Raw genomic sequence first — 18905 nt, 5'->3', positions numbered from 1 at the left:
ATTAAACTCAAAAATATTCATCATGAAAAATAAGAAAGGTGAAATTAATGAAAAAATATTGGAATAAGCTATCATTGCTTCAAAAAAATGTATTACTAACTGTATTAGTAATTCTGACGCTTGTTGGAAGTATGGGGGCGTTAAGTTTTGATATGTTTCAAAATAGTATGATGTCTATATTTGAGAAGCAGTCTTTTGAAACAGGGGATACACTAATAAATCAATTAGATGTAGAAATAGTGAAAGATGTAGCAAAAGACCCCACAGCACAAAGAGTGAAGAAAGGAAAATTGACAGAGCAATTAGATAAAGCTACAAAAGATTTGAAAAGTGTCGGCCAAACATATGTTATAGGGGCCAAGTTAAATGATAAAGTTGAACTTCAAATAGTAGGTTTGGATACAGAATTAGCAAATGCAGTTTCTGTAAAACCAGGTGACTATTATGAACAGCCTACCCATTGGATGAAATCATACGATAAAGTAATGAAAACGAAACAGGCACAAATGACAGAAGTGTATGAAGATGAATTAGGTTCATGGGTAACAATTTTAGAGCCAATTATAGATGAAAATAAAAATATAATTGCAATTGTTGCAGCGGATTTAGACGCTTCTATCATTCCTATTACAAAGGAAAAATTTATAGTACAAGGTTTACTCTTTATTATAACTTCATTAACAATCGCAATTACGATTCAAATATTAATCTCACGAAATTCCCTATCGCCTTTAAAGGATTTACAAGAAGGCTTACGTAAAGTTGGTGAAGGTGATTTAAGTATTAAATTAAATGAAAGATCTGATGATATAGGGATAACCAATATTTATTTTAATAGCACTATTGAAAAGTTTAATAGGATTATAGATAAAGTAAGGCAGACTGCTGAACAGGTTTCGACATCTTCACAGGAATTATTGGTAAGTACAAAAGAGAATAGCATGTCATTTCAAGAGATTGCAAGCTCTATGACAGGATTAAAATTAGGTGCACATTCTTATGAACATATAGTGCAGAAATGTTTAGGAATTGTTCAAGAATTGGAAAGTAAGATGGTAGAAATTAAAGGATCTGTAAAACAAATTACGACTGCTTCGGAAGTCATGGAACAGCATTCTCTAGAGGGGGAAAATTTGATTAAACAAATTGTGAATCAAATGAAAATAATCCGAGATACAGTTCAAGATACATCTTCTAGTATTTATGCATTTGAATCAAGATCCAAGGAAATTAGTGAAATTGTCACTGTAATTACAACTATTTCGAATCAAACAAATTTATTAGCTTTAAATGCTTCTACAGAAAACTCATGTACTGGAGAGTATGATAAAGGATTTTCAGTTGTTGTAGATGAGATACGTAAATTAGCCAAAAAAACCGAGATATCTGCAAGGGATATAGCTAAATTAACTAGTGAAATCCAAGCTGAAGCAGAAGAGGCTGTAGTATCCGTGCAGAAGAGCTCAAAGGAAGTGGAATCAGGAATAAAACTTTTTCAAAGTAGTGGTGCTTTCTTTGAAAAAAATTCAAAATCTGTACAATTTGTTACAAATCAAATTAAAGCGACTTCGATTAATTCAAGAGATATTTTAGAAAGTAATCAATCCATTGTTCAGGTTGTAAATGAATTATCATATATTGCAAATACATATGTGAATAGTAGTAGTAATGTTGAGATAAGTATGAAAGAACACCAAATTTATGTACAAGATATTGCAGAGCTAGCAAATTCTTTAAATTGGCTCGCCCAAGAATTACAGGAATTAATAGGGGGATTCAAAAGTAAGTAGGAGAGGGGAAGGCGTAGGTAAGACCTGGACATTTATTTATTCAAATATAAGGTGCGAAGCCCAGGTATATAAGTAAGATAGCTAAAGGAATAATTTTTTACATATTTTATTGGAAATAGAGCATGATATTACCAAGTTAAACGGAGGTGTGTAAGAAATGCAAATTCGTGAAAATAATAATTCAAACGAAATCTTGGTAGCAACTGCAACAAGCGCTATTGAGCGAATGAAATATGAAATCGCTCAGGAATTTGGGGTTAAACTTGGACCGGATTCAACAGCACGAGCAAATGGTTCAGTAGGTGGAGAAATTACGAAACGTTTAGTTCATATGGCGCAAGAACAATTATCAGGTCAATATAAAATTCACTAAAGTTAAAGGTATATCTCATTGAAGGGATATACCTTTTTAATTTGTTTTTAAAGAGGGTAGTTAAATTCTTATATTAGTTAAGTTTAGAAACTGCAAATTTTGCTGTGAAATTCATCTTCTTCATGTAAGAAGAATTTACTCCTGCTTGAAATTGAACAGAAATATTACCATCTTTTTGTGCTTTGAATACACGGCCATATGGTGAATTAGCATTGTATGTGCCAATTACTTCATTATCTGCATCAAAGACCGTATAAGAAATTGGGAATCCAGAATTTTGTACAAAGACTGTAAGTTCTTCCCCTTTATTGAGATCAAATGATTCTTTTTGAGAAACTTCATAGGAACTCATAGAGTAATATTTTGTAAATTCTTGAATTTCTAAATTCGTAGTTGCTGCACTTGCTTTTGATGCCTCTGCTCCTGGTAAGTTCATACCTGATAGTACTGCAATTCCTAGTGCCCCTGCTAAAATTACTTTTTTCATAATTCTAGTTCCTCCTTTAATATATTGTGAGATTTGAAAAGGAAGTGAAAACACACCTCCTGAAACCATTATAGTTACAATGAGAATCATTTTCAACAAAGTTTGATATGTAATTTTGCATACATAAGATGTTGATATAAGGTAATAAATAAAATATTTCAATGTTGATAAAGTTCTGTTTTTGGGATTATTAAACAAAAATGAGATATTGTGTGTTACAATAAAGAGGCAACAAAGCACACCATCCTGATAATATTATGTATATTTACCCTATGTATGTCGTTTGTATTAGAAATAAGAAGTCTCTTAAAAAGAGACTTCTTACTTTGTATGGAGGGTTATTACAGAAGGTCGATTATAATCAAATTATTTTAATTACCGTGGTAGGTATTGCCACAATTTATTATATACAAAATGCTGAAAAATCAACTAAAAAAGCATTAAATAAGAGTAGGATTTAAAAATGAAGATAAAAACATTTGAAATGCCTGAGAAACGATTTGGAGAACTATTAGAGCACATAATTACTGTGGGATTTGTAGGTGCTGTAACAGGACAGAGTGAGAAGAAGTTAGAGTTTACATCAGGTTGATTAGAATCTGTATTCATAAATGTAAAAGAAGCCATTCAATTTCAAGAGATGAAAGAGAGTATTACAAAAGCCTCTGTAAAAACAAAGGCTAGTATGTTAGAGAAAGATAGTTGATTTATAGAAGCGTATGTAGGAATAATCAATGATATGTTTGTTATTTCTGGATTATTTGTAGGGTTTTTATCTGTTCTAAAAGAATTAAATTGTTTTGTTCAATCATCTTTGCTACTGCTTCAAAATAGGCTTGATTATCCAGAACCTCAATCTGCTTCTCTTTAGGAAGCGATTGTAGTATTTCTTTTATTTCTTTACACTCGTATATGTCATTCTCAGAGTCTTCGATTAATCTATTGCGACGATTTGTGTACTCAAGTGCGCCTAAAGTTGCTAATGCGCGAGTATCTAGTCCTAGGATTTCCATGTATTCATCTCCTTTCCTCTACAATAATTCGATAGAGTGAAGGAGATTCCTTTCGTGATTGGATTATATAGCATGTTACTTATTTGTGGTAATGTAATAGAATTAAATTTGAGCTACTCGTTATTTAGCAAAAAATGAACTGAGCGCGACTTCGTGGTAATCTAAATCTAGATATCCAATGCTTGTACAGATTTTGGGCATTTTAAATGGGGGAGATTTAATCCGATAGTGATAAAGAAAATTGAAGACAATATAAGGTTGATTTCGCATTAAGTCGAGCGATGAAACATACTAATAAAATGTTATTGAATTTGAAGAAGTTAAAGTATGAAAGATGTCATTTATAGTCGCTCCAATATCTATTGCAATTTCTCTATATAAAAAAGGTAGCTACACAAAAGTGTAACTACCTTTTTTCACAAAAACATTATTATTCTAATAAAAACTCTAGCGTAAACTTGCACTTAGAGGCACTTGAGAATAAACAGTAAAATTACTACCATAAGTACCGTGTCTAGAAAATGAGGAAGAAATCGAGCTGTTCCAACTTTTGTAGGTAGATCCAGATGTATCTGCTCTTAGAAGTACGTTTGAAAAGCTAGCTTGGCTAAAAGAATTACGCCCAGCATCTTCAACTCCCTGAACCATTTTTACTGGTTCATATTGAGAAAAAGTACCGTAGACAGGCTGATTTGTGTATCTAGGGCTTCCATTTACATACATAGTAACCGTACCATTTCCGTTATTAACTAATTTAAGGTTGACTCGATCACCATCTTTAATTGATGTATCATACTGTGTGTTCCAATATTTACTGTTTTGACCTGATTCATTATATCCTGAATTAAGAAATACTTTATATCCATTTGGTGTTTTTGAAATACCACCTTCAACTTTAGATGCTCCAATACCTAAATACCAATTCACATATCCATCCTTAACAACTACTGATTTTGGTAGATTTATATCAGCCGCGATCCCAGTATATTTACTATTTGTAACACTCTTTACAGCACCTTCTGTAGCTGCAAAACTTGTAGTTGAAAACATAGATAAAGAAATTAGAAGTGAACCAACTAGATACATCATTTTTTTCTTACTTTTCCTTAATACTTGATTCATTTTAGGTCCCCCTGACTTTTTATTATTAAATTGCATTGAAAGTTGGCCAACTAACTACGACTTACAACGCAAAGATACATCAGGTTTCGTTTTATGTATATATTTTCCTGTTATAAGTCATTAAAATGTCAAATAGATTGAATGTCTGATATTTATCAATATAGAGAATGTTGACAGAATAGAATGGTATTCCAGTTTTAATTTAGGAACGATTTTAAATAATATTATTAAGCCTATAAACATGTTGGGTATAATATGTAATACCCATTCATGTGTGAGAAATAAATATGGCATTAATATAAGTAGAAAAGGATATATTAGAAATTTTTAGGGTAGAATACCTGCAAGTGAAATTTCCTTATAAATTTAGAGAATAAACTAATGGATTTTTTTGTTTAGTAAATATAAAGCTGAGGCTAAAAAAGTGATTTGTAAATTATTTTTATAGTATTAGTTTTCATTATGAGAGCACGTTTAAGCTTATCAATATAGTTTAGTTAAATTTGATTTTAAACAGACCGCTCATATAAAGCGGTCTGTTTTGTGATAAACTTTGTAACTACTATAACTAATCTTATATTGCGTTTAGTTCAAGAATTGAGAGTAAAAGAATAGTAATAGAAAAATTAATGTTTTACCAAGTAATTTATAAAATAAACTTAAAGGAATCACAAGTTCTCCTAGTGTAAAGCTTTTTAGTTTATTCTTAGTTGATCCTTTTGTTAAATTCTTAAGTGTTTGGAAGTTTATTCTATTAACAAAAGACCAACTTGGCACAACTTTTGTACCTGAATCTATTTTGAAAATGATATGAATACTATGGGCATTAAAGCCATTTATAATTAAAATAAGCGTAAATCCTAAAATAATGAACCAAGTCATTTTTCAGCACCTCCTTTCGGTATCTAATATTAAGATATTAAAACTGTTGCGAAAGTGTGCTATTGTCCATGAAAAATATTGAGAATTTATTGAGGAAACGTTGAGAATGTAGCAATGCTATTGATTATAGAAGAGTTAAGTATGTGCCTATATAGACGAACAAAAAGAATCTCTGTAATAAGCGCGTTAGTTATGTTTGCTTATTCATTAGCATAAGTGAGAGTATCCCAATAATCTTTAGAGAGATTAAGACAGAATGTTTTATCGTATTTCTTGTTGGGAGATATATTAGAAGGTAAAACACAGAAAACGAAGAGAGAACAGTTGCGTAGACTGTTCTCTTAAGGAGCGGAATTGCTGAATATGTTCAATGACAATGATTCAAGCATTCCATTAGTAGTATGCGCTTAGGTTTAAAATTTATACAAGAAGGTAGTTATAAGAAAAGCTGACTTTCCCTATCGTTTCAATTTAAATATTATTTACGGAGCTAATTTTTCAATGGTAGGCATAACAGCAATTGGTGGTAGAGATTTAGTCCATGCAGCTGCATATATGTTTAATTTTTCCCCTAATTTGTAGTTTTCGTCATTGGAAATAGGAACCCTCAAAATTTTATTATGGGAAACTAGCTCCCACCAATCAGTTTGATAAGCAAGTGCTTCATCTTTTGTAGAAGTGGCAGCAACTACTAAGTAATTGTTATCTACTGAAATGACATATCCAGTAAAAGGTTCTTGTTCTTGGTTCTGAATAGAATGAACAGAAGTATCGTTGAGCGAAATCTTATTAGAATCTGCAAAGGCTGGTGTTAATCCAAAAGTAAATCCACATCCTAATGTTAAAGCTGTTACGGTTGTTACGAATGTTTGTTTTTTGTTAAACATAATATATATCCTCCTCTTATATTTAATCACTACATTATCGACTTTCTAGTTATACATATATAAAGCCTTTTATTATTAAGTTGTTTAACAAATCTGTAACAAATATTCCATAAATGTTAATATTAACTATAAATGGGGTTGTATTTATGTTATAATTCACTAGGTGAACTATTATTGTTCCTTTCATCTCTTGATGAATATATACCCTTCCTTAATTGTAAATATGTTCGATTTTATTGGTGAAGAGGAGAGCGATTCCTCTTCTTTTTTTATTAATATAGGATTTTATATATTGAACAGTAATAGAAACCTATATAGTTTTTTTCTAGACATATTAACAATAAGGACAGTATTGAAATGCCAATTTCAATACTTAAATTGAAGGGAAAGTTGGAGACCCTTATTATTCCTGTTTTTTTAATCATCACGAAGTTATAAAAAAGCACTCATTATGAGTGCTTCTTCATTATCTATCATATCTTTCGCCAGTCATATTAACTTTAATTTCACCGTGTTTCTTTTTATAAATTATTGCAGTATTTATTAAGAGCTCAATGCCCACGAACGTTGAATGTACTGATAACCTGTCCGTTATGAGTTACTTTATATTCATTTCCCTCTGTAATCCCCATATTGAAAGATACAGGAGTACGTAATCCTTTTGTAGTAACATTTTTAGAGGAAGTTAATTTACCGAATTCATAGCTTTTGATGGTATATGTTACATTCGCATCTCCCACTATGTAAAAAGTACCTGTTGTATAACCTGGGACATTAGATCCGTTATAGTAATCATTGCCCAAAATAGAAACCTTTTGTATTGTGGCGTCACTAATAGCAGCTTGTGCTTTTGTTATTCCTAATTCTGGTGAATCTATCGTTGATACTCCTAAAACTCCCATTAATATCGCACCGGATAAAACAACCTTCTTAAACATGTAAACATCCCCTTTTTTTATAATATTAAGTATAATTGTTACTATATAAATATATAACAATTATATGTATATGTTAATATTTGGGATTTGATAAATATATAACGGAATATTCAGTTATATATTGAGGGTTTTTTATTTTTAATAAAGGTAATCTAAAGATGCTTATTGAAATAAAAAGAGCCTTTTATAATGAAGTTTTTATCAAGGCCTTAATTATAAAAATTCAAAAAATAAATTTAAAATAATGGCGCTCAGTGTTTAATATTTTAATAATAGAAGGTTATTCTTTGGGGATATAATAGTTATTGTGAATTCAGATACTTTAAATCGAATGATTACAAATAATTTTTAAAACTTCATATAGAACACACATTAACTCCATTACTAACACAAACTAAAGGTGTATACTTTTGTTATCATATTTCACAACAAATATTAGAACATACTAATATTACGTAATAAGAAAGTTACGCTAAAATAGAAGAAAAAAGGGAGAGAAGATACTATGACAAGATTTACAAATCAGTATGTAGATAACACAATTTTAGAAGAGGATGTAGAGCTTTTAAAAGTTATGGCACACCCAATGCGTTTAAAACTAATCAGCGAGCTTTCAAAACATAAGACACTAAATGTGACTCAGATGACTGAAATTTTAAATATTCCACAATCCACAGTTTCACAACATTTATCTAAAATGAAAGGTAAGGTTTTAAAGGGAAACCGTCAGGGATTAGAAATTTACTATAGTATTCAAAATACAAAAGCTGAAGAAATTATTGATCTATTAGGTCCATTACAATGATTATCTATTTTTTATAAAAAGACGCTCGGTATAAAAATGAAGAAACCATTTTGAAAAAGGCTTTTCAAAATGGTTTCTTTTCTGTTAGCGTATTATTTATTTTTGTGCTTGCCAAATAATTAAAGAACATGTGTTAAGTACATATGTGAAATCAAGAGTATGAATAATAAAAGGAATAGTGGAAAATCACACCACTCGATTTTAAATTCATGAAGACATGTGTTTAATGGATAGTTAAAACTTCGTATCATTTCTTAACAATAAATAAGGCGCCAACCTAATTATGGCAGCGTTTATAACAATCATTATATACACTTAGTCAAGATTATTTATGATCACATTATTTACGTCCTTGTTTCCATACCCCATTCTTTTTATAATAAGTATTTTTGTCATTCATGAAGTCTGATGTATTACCAAGAATACTATATTTTTTGTTCTTTTTCTTAGTCTTCTTCTTTAGTCTTTTTTCTTCTTGAATAGCTTGCAAATCCGCTTTCCATTGTTTTAATAATCCCTTTTTATCTCGCATCAAATTTGTACCCCTTGGATTAAAATGTGAATCCAATAACTAGATTCTACATATGTGTATTGCTTACCTTTCAATCCAAAATCCCATTTTGTTTTTCTTTATAAATTTCTTTTCTTATGTATTCGAGAGTAATTGGAATTCTTCTTTATTCTTACCATTAATCTCTTTTTTTTATTTAATTCTTGATTTAATATTTTTTCTGTTTTGAAGAGACGTAATTTCTCCTCAAATAAAAAATTCTTTTTTTCTCCGTCACCCTTTTTACTTATTTTTTAAGAATTTCAGATTTTCTACTTTTACAATTGCTTTAGTTTTTTTGATAATTCTTCTTACTATAATAATTCATTAAGTATATTTTTACCATATATATCCTATAATTATCCATTTGACAAAAATATAAGTATAAAAATATTTATTAAATAAAAATACTCTACCAAGATGAAAGGTCTAAAAGGGATGAGAAACAAGAGAGGGAGGAAGAAGTGAGAAGTGTGACTTAAATAGTTCCTAGCTTTCAATCAAGATTCGTAGCTGAGCGTTTGTTGGATTAGTATGTAAAATGCACATGGTCAAATTAATGATAATTACGTTAGTGAAATGTTTTCTGTTTATGGAGTTAAATAATGAGTAATATAGTTTTTTTAATATTGTTTATTAGAAGTTATTTATAATACTAGTTAGAGAGGATCCAGAAATTTGAAAATAAATTGAGATAAAGTGAGGACTTATATTAGCATTTAGGGAAAAATGACTGAGTGTACGTATGGGTCATTAGTTTTCTTTGAGGTTACTACATTAAATTTATCATAATAAACAAATTTATTATAGACTATGAATGAAATTAGTTATTATTTATAATTGAGGAAAATAATTACTTAAAAGGAGAATGTTATATGAAATTTTTATCTAAAAAAATTTTAACAGGACTAATAGTAGGGGCTATGAGTATATCCGTATTAACTCCTTCAATTAATGCTGAGATTAACGATTCACAAAAAGAGGCAAATTCTACAGCTCAAATGATTGAGAAAAACACAGGAATTGATGACGTTTTAAATAATTTTAAAATGGAATCAAAGGAAACAAAGGTTATTGAAAATGCATCAGGTACAGTTAATATTCCAACTACATTAAACTCAGAACCTATTACTATCAAGGATAGAACAGAATCTTTACATATTTCTCTCCCGGAGCTAAATTCAAGCGAAGTTATTCAAACAAATAATGGGACTCTTATTTATCAAGATGAAAATCAACCAGCTGATTTAGCGGTACAAACTACTAAAGATGGTGTGCGATCGCTAATTAAAATTAAAAATCAATCTGCGCCAAAAGAATACGAGTTTGCTATTGATATCCCTAATGGTGGTAAACTAGTTTCATCTGCTGAATATTTGGGTCAGGAATTTGATACAGGAGAAGTATTTATAGTTGATGCTGAAAATATTATTCAAAGTGTCTTTATGCCTGCTTGGGCGAAAGATGCAAATGGAAATCCTGTTTCTACACATTATAAGGTTGATGGAAACAAATTGATTCAAGTTGTAGATTTTGATGAAAATACTGCATTCCCAGTGATTGCTGATCCAGATTGGATTAAAATAGGTAAATGTTCTGCTGCTTTAGCTGCTTTTGTTGGTGGAAATTTAATTGCTGTTTCTAAGCTGCTTAAAATTAAAAAATATATTAATGCTTTAGGTGGTTTTGGAGAAGCTGCAAAACTTCTTGTACAAGCATCTACTTGGGAAGAAAGAATGCGTGTAGGTGGACAAGCTCTTGTAGGATTAGCTGGAGAATTAACTGGTGCTACAGGTGTTTGGGCAGCATGTAAATAGGTTTTGTAATGGAATATATACTTACTGGAATTAATGTTTTATTTGGCTTACTTATTTTAATATCTGGATTAGTATACTTTAAAAATACAGTTAGGGCTTACAAAGATGATATTAGGACTAAAAATAGAATTAAAGAATCTAATCTTTCTATCATATTAGATATTGTTTTTATCTGTATTTTTATACTTATGCCAACTTGGCTTACTTATTCAAAAGTTGATTTTTTAGTAGATGTAATATTACCTGGCTGTATTATTGTAGGCGGAGTAAAAAGTATTCAATATCTTTTTCCAAATAAGGTATTAAATAAAAAATATCTAGAATATCTTATATTTATTATTTTGGGTATTTTAAACGGGATACTCATTTAATGATAAGGTAATAAACTAAGAGGTCTAGCTAATTGAATTGAACCTGAATAGTGGTACATGAGAAAAACACCTTGTGAATTCGCATACTAAGTATGCAAGTTCAATAGAGGTGTTTTTTTCTTTAATAATTTTATGTATGGTATTAAATTATTTTGTTAATGTTAAGAATGGGCTTCGTGTTACTATTTCTTCACTTTTTGGAATGCTGTTCATTCTTATATCTTCCTAAAGGTTTGTTTCTGTGCCTAACTGTGGCGCTATGTGGGTAGGAAATATTACATAAAATACTGTTCTGTTTAAAATTTGTGCATATTTTATCCATGATTTTTATTAGCATTACCTTTTGAACATTTAATAGAGTAGTTGAGTCAAGGCAATAGGATTAACTTAGAAAAGGCAATCAAAATGATTATACAGGGATAAAAAATTGCTAATAAGAAAGAAGAATTAATCTTTTATTACATAAAATCATATAAGTTTCATCAACAACATAGCGCTATGGTAAAAGAAATAAGGTATAGTGGGTAAACCAATTATAAATGGATATAATACTAATTAATTTGATAGGTTAACGGATTAAATTAATTGAGGGTGTCATGAGGAAAAGTAGAAAAAAATTCAATCGGTCATCACACGTCTTCAGTTACTAGCTAGATTATCCCCTTTATTCTGTTGCCAGGTTAGAAAGCTATCGATTACGAATGTTTTATTAATTAGAGGTATAAATCAATTCATAATTTATTTACATAGTTAGTATAAAAAGGAGACATCTATTAAGATGTCTCCTTTTTATACAATTCATATTAAGAAGGTGTTCAATTGCTTAAAAACTATGAAAAAACAATAATCATCGAGTAAAGTTATTGTAGCATCAATAAATAGGATTTTTATATGAAATATTGCATATGTAGATTTTATAGGTCTTATTTGTATATTTTAATTTTTTATCTATATTATTTTTGATTACTCTAGTAATGTTTTTTTCCATAAGATATCTTTTTATGGTATCTCGTTAATCTATATTGTCTTTTTTAAATATCACATAGAAAACTTGCCTTTTGTAGATTATTAGTTTTTGTATTAAAAGTAGTAGATTGATTATCATACAAGTCAAACATTATGTTAAATTGCATATTCAAAGAAGAACATTTTGTTAACGTTTTCAAAATAAGGAATATTCTTATATATTTCTGTTATTATCGAAGTTGTACTTATATAAAAAGAAGGGGATGTTTATATGTTAAAAAAGGTTGCATTAGGTATATCATCTTTAACAATGGCAGCGGTAGTAGGTTTAGGAATGGCACCTGAGGCATCAGCAGGGCCGGCAGCACCATTAACTTCTTTAAATGTAATTAAGATTGAATCACAATTAGGTGGGATAGAAACCATTAACCCTAATAGTTTTAGTACAACTAGAGATCATGGTGGAAGTTATTTATATGTATATACTAGAGAAATTGGTTATGGGCAATTTCCTTTTGCAAAAATGAATGGATTTGATGTGAAAAGTGTTGATTCACAGAGAATTGGTGGAAATCCTATAATTGGTTGGGAGTATAAATGGGATGTATCAAAGTTTAAAGAAGGAACTTTCGAGTATCAAAAAACTTCAATAAACCATCCTAGAAATACATTACGAACTTCTATATATATAAAATAATACCTTAATATATCATAAAAAATCCCTACACAATGTGTGGGGATTTTTTGTAGATAAGAAATTATATTTCAATTTAAAAATGAAAACATAAGAAGAGTTTTAAAGTTTATTCTATTTTTCGTGTAATTTTCATCAATGTATTTACTTATATCGAATAAGTCAGTGATATGAATGTTAAAGTATACTTTAAATATACTTAATGAATCAGATACTTTTATTTACCTTAAATATAGTCGTTTTGTTTCTAGTTCCGTAATTAATCCTATTTTCTGCATTATGTTGTTGTAATAGGTAAATTGTAAGAAATGACATCAAGCATAATGTCATTTCTTACAGACGAATATAATTTTATTATAAAAGTTATTATGAAATTGAAAAAAGTCTTAGGAAGACCAGGACTTTTTACGAAGAGATATGAATTTCTAAGGACCTCATTAAGATAACATATGAATGTTACGCAAATGCAACAAAAGTGAACAAGCTAATTATTTGAATGAAAACTGACAGATGAAATGTTAAGGTGGCATTAATTGTTACTAGAATAGATATTAATTTTAGTATTAAGCTTTTTAATTGGTACTTTTGTTTTTATTTTTAGAGGGATTGGTTTCGGAGATTGCTCCGATTTAAGTCATAAAAATTGCACTCCATGCTGAAAAGGAGAACATAGCACATCATAATAATAAAGTGAATATACATTACGTTATATAAATCAAAAAATATCGAGTTTAGAAGAAGGGTAGAAAATTCTTATTTAATTAAAGAATCCCTAGACTTAGGGGTCAAGGGATTCAGGTTTTGGTATATCTCACACGATATTATAAAAAAGAATAGAACTTACTAAAGATAACACATGAATGTTTCATAAATGTATCAAAAAAGAGGGATACTATTAGAAAAATTCCTAATAAGCTATCATCTTTATTTTAATTAGTTATAAAGCCTTCAAAAATACTTTTAAAATAAATATCTTATTGGATTTTAGCACGAATGTATTAGTAAAGCCCAGTCAAAAAATGTGAATTAGAAAACAATATTTTAGAGGTTGTTTTTTTAAATGGCAAAGAGTAACTCTTACCGTATTCTTTGTTCACATATTATATGATTATTAGTAAAAATCTAAGGCTCTTGATAATGAAAAATAAAGAAGAAACATTTTAATAGAATTTTATTTATTTTTTTTAATTCTACTACCTGTTCATTGTATGACATTATAATGAGAAAAATTTGTTTCTTTAGTTCTTTCTATTATTGTTGTTGTAAAAAATAATTGATAATTTTATAAAACATATATTTTGAATAAGATAATAAATAAATTTATAATTATAGAGGTATGTTGTTTAAGTATTAAAAACGAGGAAAGATAGATGAAGATAACATTTGATGTAATAAAAGAGGGGAATTTTGATTTTACTTTATTAGAAGCGAGATTACTGAAAACTTTTAAATTAGTGGATAGTGAGGCAGTAATTGAAAAAGTTCAAAATAAAATTTTTGAAAAGGATGATATACAAACGCATTTAGCAGAGATTACTATTAATGTTACAGGAAAGAATATTGGCTATAGATCTGTTTCAGCCAGTATATTTATTGTTTTAGAAAGTTTATCAATAAAGCTATTTAATATTAGTATCAGTAGATATTAATTGATTGGAATTGGTGGTTTTTATTATTGTGTAGAATTTACATATTAAGAACGGTTCAAGGTTAATACTTAGTAGATGGATGTACAGTTGAAAAATGTTTACGAAAGAGCATTTTTAATAAGGATAAGCATAAATTAGAGTGTAGGATAAGTTTACTAGCCTTTAACCTATTTCAATACTCATTGAGGATTTCTGCCACATATTAGAGCATCTACATCAGTAGATGCTCTTTCTCTGACGGTAATAGGAAAGTTTGTTTATGGTATAATGTGGATTTACGGACGTAGCGAAAGTTATTCTTAAACAATTCAATATTAATGCAGAATTTATCCATTCAAATTTATATAAATCAAAATAGGCTTCAATTCATAAAAAATGAAAAGACTAGTATGGCGCTATGCTAGTCTTTTATTTATAGGTATTCCTTAATAATAGTTAAACTAGCTATTGTTTTCCATGATTTATCATAAGAGATGCTGTACATACAACGATGAGTAAATGAAAGAAAGCCCTTGTTTTTATAATTTATACTCAAAACAAGGGCTTTTTAAATACAGTGAAATTAAGAGTCGTGTGGTATTTTTGGTGTAACTTTATTGCAAAGTAGCAATGACAAGAAAGTAAATGCTAAAAGAATAAATAGAAATAGGGAAATATCCCTTTTTAGAAATAGTTATATTTCCCTATTTCTAAAAATAATTAAATTTTCATGTAGAGTTGGTAAAGAGTTCAAAAGAAATGAAGTGAAATTTATAAACTTATGTAAACAAAGATTTTAGTACAAATTTTTAATTAATAAAAAATCCACTTATTTCGACAAAACATAGCAAAGACGGCACGAGCTTCGTCGATTGATTCTTAAAGGTATTAGGTCGCTTTCATTGAACTTTCCTTATAGGAGGTGATGTGGCGCTATGGCAGAAATGGAGATATTATATACGGCTAATGAGGTTTATAGTCGCTTAGGAGTGAGCGGCAGTACACTTAGGAAGTATTCAGATGTTCTTGAACGTGAAGGCTATGAGGTGAAAAAAAACAGTCGTGGAAGAAGAGAGTATACAGAGTTTGATGTTGTCCTTATTGAAAAGTTAGTGGAGTTGAGTAAGCAAGATGGAATGACCTTAGAAAAGGCTGCAAAAATGATTGTAAAACAATTTGGTATCGCTAATAAGAAGGAAGAATCTCAGGAAGAAAATCAGCTTCCTTCTCATATACAGTTTCAATTACAGAAACAATATAGCGCTATGGTAGAAGAAATCAAAAAGGTGCAGCAAGCAAACTTAATAGAAATGGAAAAAAGACTAGGTGATCGCATAGATCAACGGAATAAATTAATTGAAGATGATATGAAGAATCGCAAGGAACGTGAGGAGAGAATAGAAAAAAGATTAGAGCAAAGAGATGAAAATCTTATGCGAGTGATTCGAGAGATTCAGGATGTAAAACGTACACTTGAGGAAGTGGCAGTAGCAAACGCGCCAAAAAATCCTTGGTGGAAATTTTGGAAATCATAGAGTAGTAAAAGATCTCAACTTATTAGGGCTGAGATCTTTTACTACTCTTTTAATATTTTTAAAAATCTGGTGTAGAAATAGCCAAGAACTTATAATTTTAATGTTAATTTTGTTTAATTAATAATTTTATATATCGTATTAGTTTTAAGTACGGGATTAACTATAAACTTTTAGGATAAAAATATAATAATGGACCCGTTTAAGGAAGTCGATGCGAGAAGTATTTAAAATTTTTCAATATAAGATTTTACTGCCTGTAATAAAAACTCTTCTTGCCCCATACCAGCATCTGTGGCCATTTGAACTATTTTTTGTTTAAATTCATAATCCGCATGAAAAGTTAATGGCTCTACATTACTTTTAAAGTAAACGCCTTCTACATGTGGAAGTATTGAACCTGATTTCATATGAGAATGTAAATATTTTATCTCTTCTTGAAATTGCAATGGATTTACTTGTAAAACAAAGGGTTTAATTTCTAATTTGATGGCATCTTGTGTAATAGTTAATCGCATATTTGTGACACCAAGTTCTTTATAAAATAAGTTTATTAGATTGTAAGTGATAGAATCAAATAATTGAGGTTTTTTAAATGAAAAAGATAAATATCCTCGTTTTGTAATCACTGGCTGTTTTTTGAAAGGTTCAAAGGAATAATCATGCTCTTTATAAGTAGATAGTGGGAAAATCTCTTCATCCTCTGTAAGAATCTTTCCATCTGCGCCATTAAGCTCTATTAACCTAGCTGTTTTTCCGGTGCGTTGATGTGTTAATAATTGATATAAACATATCTCTTCATCATAGATCTTGGTAATGAATGTTTTTCGCTCTTTTGTTTTAGTTTTTTCATAATCAAGCATAAAAATTTCTAATTCTTCCTCATCGATAAGATATACTTGTTTTCCTCGTTTTTCTACCATTGTAGCGGGTAATTTTCCGGATTTGATGTATGTAAAGATAGTAGATGGTGCTACATTAAGAATTTCAGCTGCTTCTTTTGTACTTAGTCCATTAACCTCTTCTTTTTCCATTAATCTTTCAATATCTTCTAAATAGAAAATTTTGCTGCCGAATTGTTTCCAGTTATCTTTGTATACGCATTCTATTAATCCTTCTTTTTCTTTCTTTAATATGGTCTGTACGGTTACCCCCATTAAATCAGCCGCTTCTTTTGTAGTAACAGTAGGCTTTGTAATAAATAGTAAATCTTGTGTCATAAAATTACACCTCCGAATTTCGACTAATTTATAAACTCTATATAGTATCATATCAGATTTTTATATACATATTAAATTTGATTTTAATTCTAATAAAAATCAAATTTAATAGTAACTTCGGTAATGATAAAACATGATATTTATAAGTATATTAATTTTCATTTTAATGTAAAGTCTTTGTTTAAAATAAATGAGTTAAAAAATATATATAATTATACATATAATAATTAAATATTTATAAAAAAATATATGTATGTTTAGATAGAGAAGAATATATTATTCTTACAGAAAGAGTAATGTTTTTATTTTGTACAATTGTTACAAAGGAAATGAAAAGTATAGTATATTTAATAAGTAGATATAGTTTAATAATATTTGCAAAAAGTGGTGAATGAAAATTATGGATAGTAAAAGTAAAAATGAAGTTCTACCTATTACAAATTATAAAAAAGGATTTATAGATACATATTTAGAGGATATGAATGGTGTTGTGTTATTCCTACATAACAATCGTTATATGGATGCTGTAGAACAAAAGATGGAGAAAGCAGAAAAAGAGGGTAAAAGAAAATATGATTTTCTAAATGACCTTGAAGTGATCTATCATTTTGTCCATTTACAGAAAGATATGGATGAGAAGAAAAATAGGAAAGAGCATACAAAAAAGAGTTATGTTTCTGAAATTTTGTCATTTTGTCAATGCATGGTGCAGAACGCGGAAGAATTTGAATTAAATGGGGAAGACGTACAGCGCTATGAATCTTTATTGAAGGTATTACAGCCTTGGCATATACGTAAGTATAGTAGCTGGTTAAAAAGTGTAAAGAATGGCAGGGGAAATTCAAGCTATAGCGTTGCAACGCTTGCGAAAAAAACAGTATTGATTCGTTCATTTTTAAAACATCTTCACCTATTTGGCTATGTTGATAAGCCACTTTATGAGGAATTACAGCGCGCAAATGTAAATGAAAAAGATAGACCTAATCGTGATTTGTCTTATGATGAGGTAATAAAGATTTTAGATTTTTATAAAGTACGAGGACATTTAGTAAACTATACACTCTTACTTGCATTAGCTAGTACTGGAGCACGTATTCAGGAGTTGTGTCGGACAAGAGTAAAAGATTTATACTATGACGGAAAATATTGGTTAAAAGTTATAGGAAAAGGTGGAAAGGTACGTGAACTTTTCATTTCAGAACATTTGTATCAGTGTATCTGTGAAGTGAGAAGGAAAAGAGGGTTTCAAACCATATTAGATCAAGGAGATGGGGATCCTTTATTTGTAAATCAAAGAGGGAATTTTTATAACCCTAAAACGCTATCTAATCAGGTAACAGATATGATAAAGAAGACAAACTTAGAGTTTCTACAATATCGTGAAAATCCAGTAACCGCTCATACATTTAGGCATGCATTTGCAATTATGGCTGTGGAACAAGGAAACGCTGATTTATACCATTTAATGCAAACTCTTGGTCATGAAAATATTCAAACAACAAAGATTTATTTAGAGAAGTATATGAAGCGTCAAAATAATGTAGGAATGATTTTTGCTGATATGATTAAATAATAATTTTATTATGATACTACTGTAGACAAAAAGAAGACATCTTATTTTGATGTCTTCTTTTTGTCATATAGTTACTAATGTTAAGAAGGTAATTTATCGATTTATATTTATAAGAAATATAGCGATTCTCGATACAATACATCATAACATAATTAGTAATAATTATGTTATGTAATTTCGCATATATAAATTTAATTATATTTATACATATTCTATCTTTTGTTTCTGTCAGAGATTTTTTTTAGTAGTAAACTATT

The 18905-nt window shown here is 29.3% G+C and carries 18 protein-coding genes; 10 read left to right on the top strand and 8 right to left on the bottom strand.

Translation table 11 applies throughout. The annotated features are described in order from the left end of the window. Positions 1–47: 47 nt before the first annotated feature. Both GD442_RS27225 and GD442_RS27220 read left to right on the top strand, forming a co-directional pair. Positions 48–1790 (top strand): methyl-accepting chemotaxis protein, encoded by a 1743-nt coding sequence (locus tag GD442_RS27225; protein WP_159365277.1) that lies wholly within the window; start codon positions 48–50, stop codon positions 1788–1790. A gap of 157 nt (positions 1791–1947) precedes the next feature. Further along, positions 1948–2163, top strand: coding sequence for an alpha/beta-type small acid-soluble spore protein (locus GD442_RS27220; RefSeq protein WP_001167054.1), 216 nt, complete (start codon positions 1948–1950; stop codon positions 2161–2163). A 73-nt stretch (positions 2164–2236) separates the two neighbouring features. Here GD442_RS27220 and GD442_RS27215 read toward each other — a convergent pair whose 3' ends face one another. After that, on the bottom strand, positions 2237–2650 hold the full coding sequence (locus GD442_RS27215) for a hypothetical protein (RefSeq protein ID WP_000755787.1): 414 nt from the start codon (positions 2648–2650) through the stop codon (positions 2237–2239). Between the two features lie 463 nt (positions 2651–3113). Here GD442_RS27215 and GD442_RS28320 point away from each other — a divergent pair, with 463 nt between their 5' ends. Next, positions 3114–3242 (top strand): hypothetical protein, encoded by a 129-nt coding sequence (locus GD442_RS28320; protein WP_002104081.1) that lies wholly within the window; start codon positions 3114–3116, stop codon positions 3240–3242. A gap of 154 nt (positions 3243–3396) precedes the next feature. Here GD442_RS28320 and GD442_RS27210 read toward each other — a convergent pair whose 3' ends face one another. The 5 genes from GD442_RS27210 to GD442_RS27190 all read right to left on the bottom strand — a co-directional run bounded on the left by GD442_RS27210 (position 3397) and on the right by GD442_RS27190 (position 7492). Then, positions 3397–3663 carry a hypothetical protein gene (locus tag GD442_RS27210; RefSeq protein ID WP_000404247.1) on the bottom strand — a complete coding sequence of 89 codons (267 nt, stop codon included), beginning with the start codon at positions 3661–3663 and terminating at the stop codon, positions 3397–3399. A gap of 447 nt (positions 3664–4110) precedes the next feature. Next, positions 4111–4785 (bottom strand): hypothetical protein, encoded by a 675-nt coding sequence (locus tag GD442_RS27205; RefSeq protein WP_001077585.1) that lies wholly within the window; start codon positions 4783–4785, stop codon positions 4111–4113. Positions 4786–5370: 585 nt separating this feature from the next. Beyond that, the gene (locus GD442_RS27200; RefSeq protein ID WP_159365276.1) at positions 5371–5667 is read right to left on the bottom strand and encodes a hypothetical protein; all 297 of its coding nucleotides are present in this window, start codon (positions 5665–5667) and stop codon (positions 5371–5373) included. 482 nt (positions 5668–6149) lie between these two features. Continuing rightward, positions 6150–6554, bottom strand: coding sequence for a DUF3221 domain-containing protein (locus GD442_RS27195; protein WP_000482315.1), 405 nt, complete (start codon positions 6552–6554; stop codon positions 6150–6152). 551 nt (positions 6555–7105) lie between these two features. After that, positions 7106–7492, bottom strand: a complete 387-nt coding sequence (locus GD442_RS27190) for a hypothetical protein (RefSeq protein ID WP_146718306.1) — start codon at positions 7490–7492, stop codon at positions 7106–7108. Positions 7493–7997: 505 nt separating this feature from the next. Here GD442_RS27190 and pagR point away from each other — a divergent pair. Next, on the top strand, positions 7998–8297 hold the full coding sequence (gene pagR / locus GD442_RS27185; RefSeq protein WP_000196662.1) for a transcriptional repressor PagR: 300 nt from the start codon (positions 7998–8000) through the stop codon (positions 8295–8297). Between the two features lie 340 nt (positions 8298–8637). On the opposite strand, the gene GD442_RS27180 is transcribed toward pagR, so the two are convergent. After that, a complete protein-coding gene (locus GD442_RS27180; protein WP_001205050.1) occupies positions 8638–8829 on the bottom strand; it encodes a hypothetical protein in 192 nt (63 codons plus the stop codon). Positions 8830–9722: 893 nt separating this feature from the next. Here GD442_RS27180 and GD442_RS27175 point away from each other — a divergent pair. The 5 genes from GD442_RS27175 (at position 9723) to GD442_RS27155 (ending at position 15858) form a co-directional block, all read left to right on the top strand. After that, positions 9723–10664 (top strand): hypothetical protein, encoded by a 942-nt coding sequence (locus GD442_RS27175; protein WP_098292622.1) that lies wholly within the window; start codon positions 9723–9725, stop codon positions 10662–10664. Between the two features lie 8 nt (positions 10665–10672). Continuing rightward, positions 10673–11035 carry a hypothetical protein gene (locus GD442_RS27170; protein ID WP_000455746.1) on the top strand — a complete coding sequence of 121 codons (363 nt, stop codon included), beginning with the start codon at positions 10673–10675 and terminating at the stop codon, positions 11033–11035. 1237 nt (positions 11036–12272) lie between these two features. Next, a complete protein-coding gene (locus GD442_RS27165; protein ID WP_000915034.1) occupies positions 12273–12698 on the top strand; it encodes a DUF4879 domain-containing protein in 426 nt (141 codons plus the stop codon). A 1367-nt stretch (positions 12699–14065) separates the two neighbouring features. Continuing rightward, a complete protein-coding gene (locus tag GD442_RS27160; RefSeq protein ID WP_000704697.1) occupies positions 14066–14344 on the top strand; it encodes a hypothetical protein in 279 nt (92 codons plus the stop codon). Positions 14345–15258: 914 nt separating this feature from the next. Continuing rightward, the gene (locus GD442_RS27155) at positions 15259–15858 is read left to right on the top strand and encodes a DUF3967 domain-containing protein (RefSeq protein ID WP_000829453.1); all 600 of its coding nucleotides are present in this window, start codon (positions 15259–15261) and stop codon (positions 15856–15858) included. Positions 15859–16082: 224 nt separating this feature from the next. Here GD442_RS27155 and GD442_RS27150 read toward each other — a convergent pair whose 3' ends face one another. Beyond that, on the bottom strand, positions 16083–17075 hold the full coding sequence (locus GD442_RS27150) for a helix-turn-helix domain-containing protein (RefSeq protein WP_159365275.1): 993 nt from the start codon (positions 17073–17075) through the stop codon (positions 16083–16085). A gap of 400 nt (positions 17076–17475) precedes the next feature. On the opposite strand from GD442_RS27150, the gene GD442_RS27145 reads away from it, so the two are divergent. Further along, positions 17476–18648, top strand: a complete 1173-nt coding sequence (locus GD442_RS27145) for a tyrosine-type recombinase/integrase (protein ID WP_159365274.1) — start codon at positions 17476–17478, stop codon at positions 18646–18648. Positions 18649–18905 lie beyond the last annotated feature (257 nt).

The organism is Bacillus sp. A260 (assembly GCF_009861435.1).
GTDB classification, from domain to species: domain Bacteria; phylum Bacillota; class Bacilli; order Bacillales; family Bacillaceae_G; genus Bacillus_A; species Bacillus_A cereus.
This window is presented reverse-complemented; position numbering and strand designations above follow the sequence as displayed.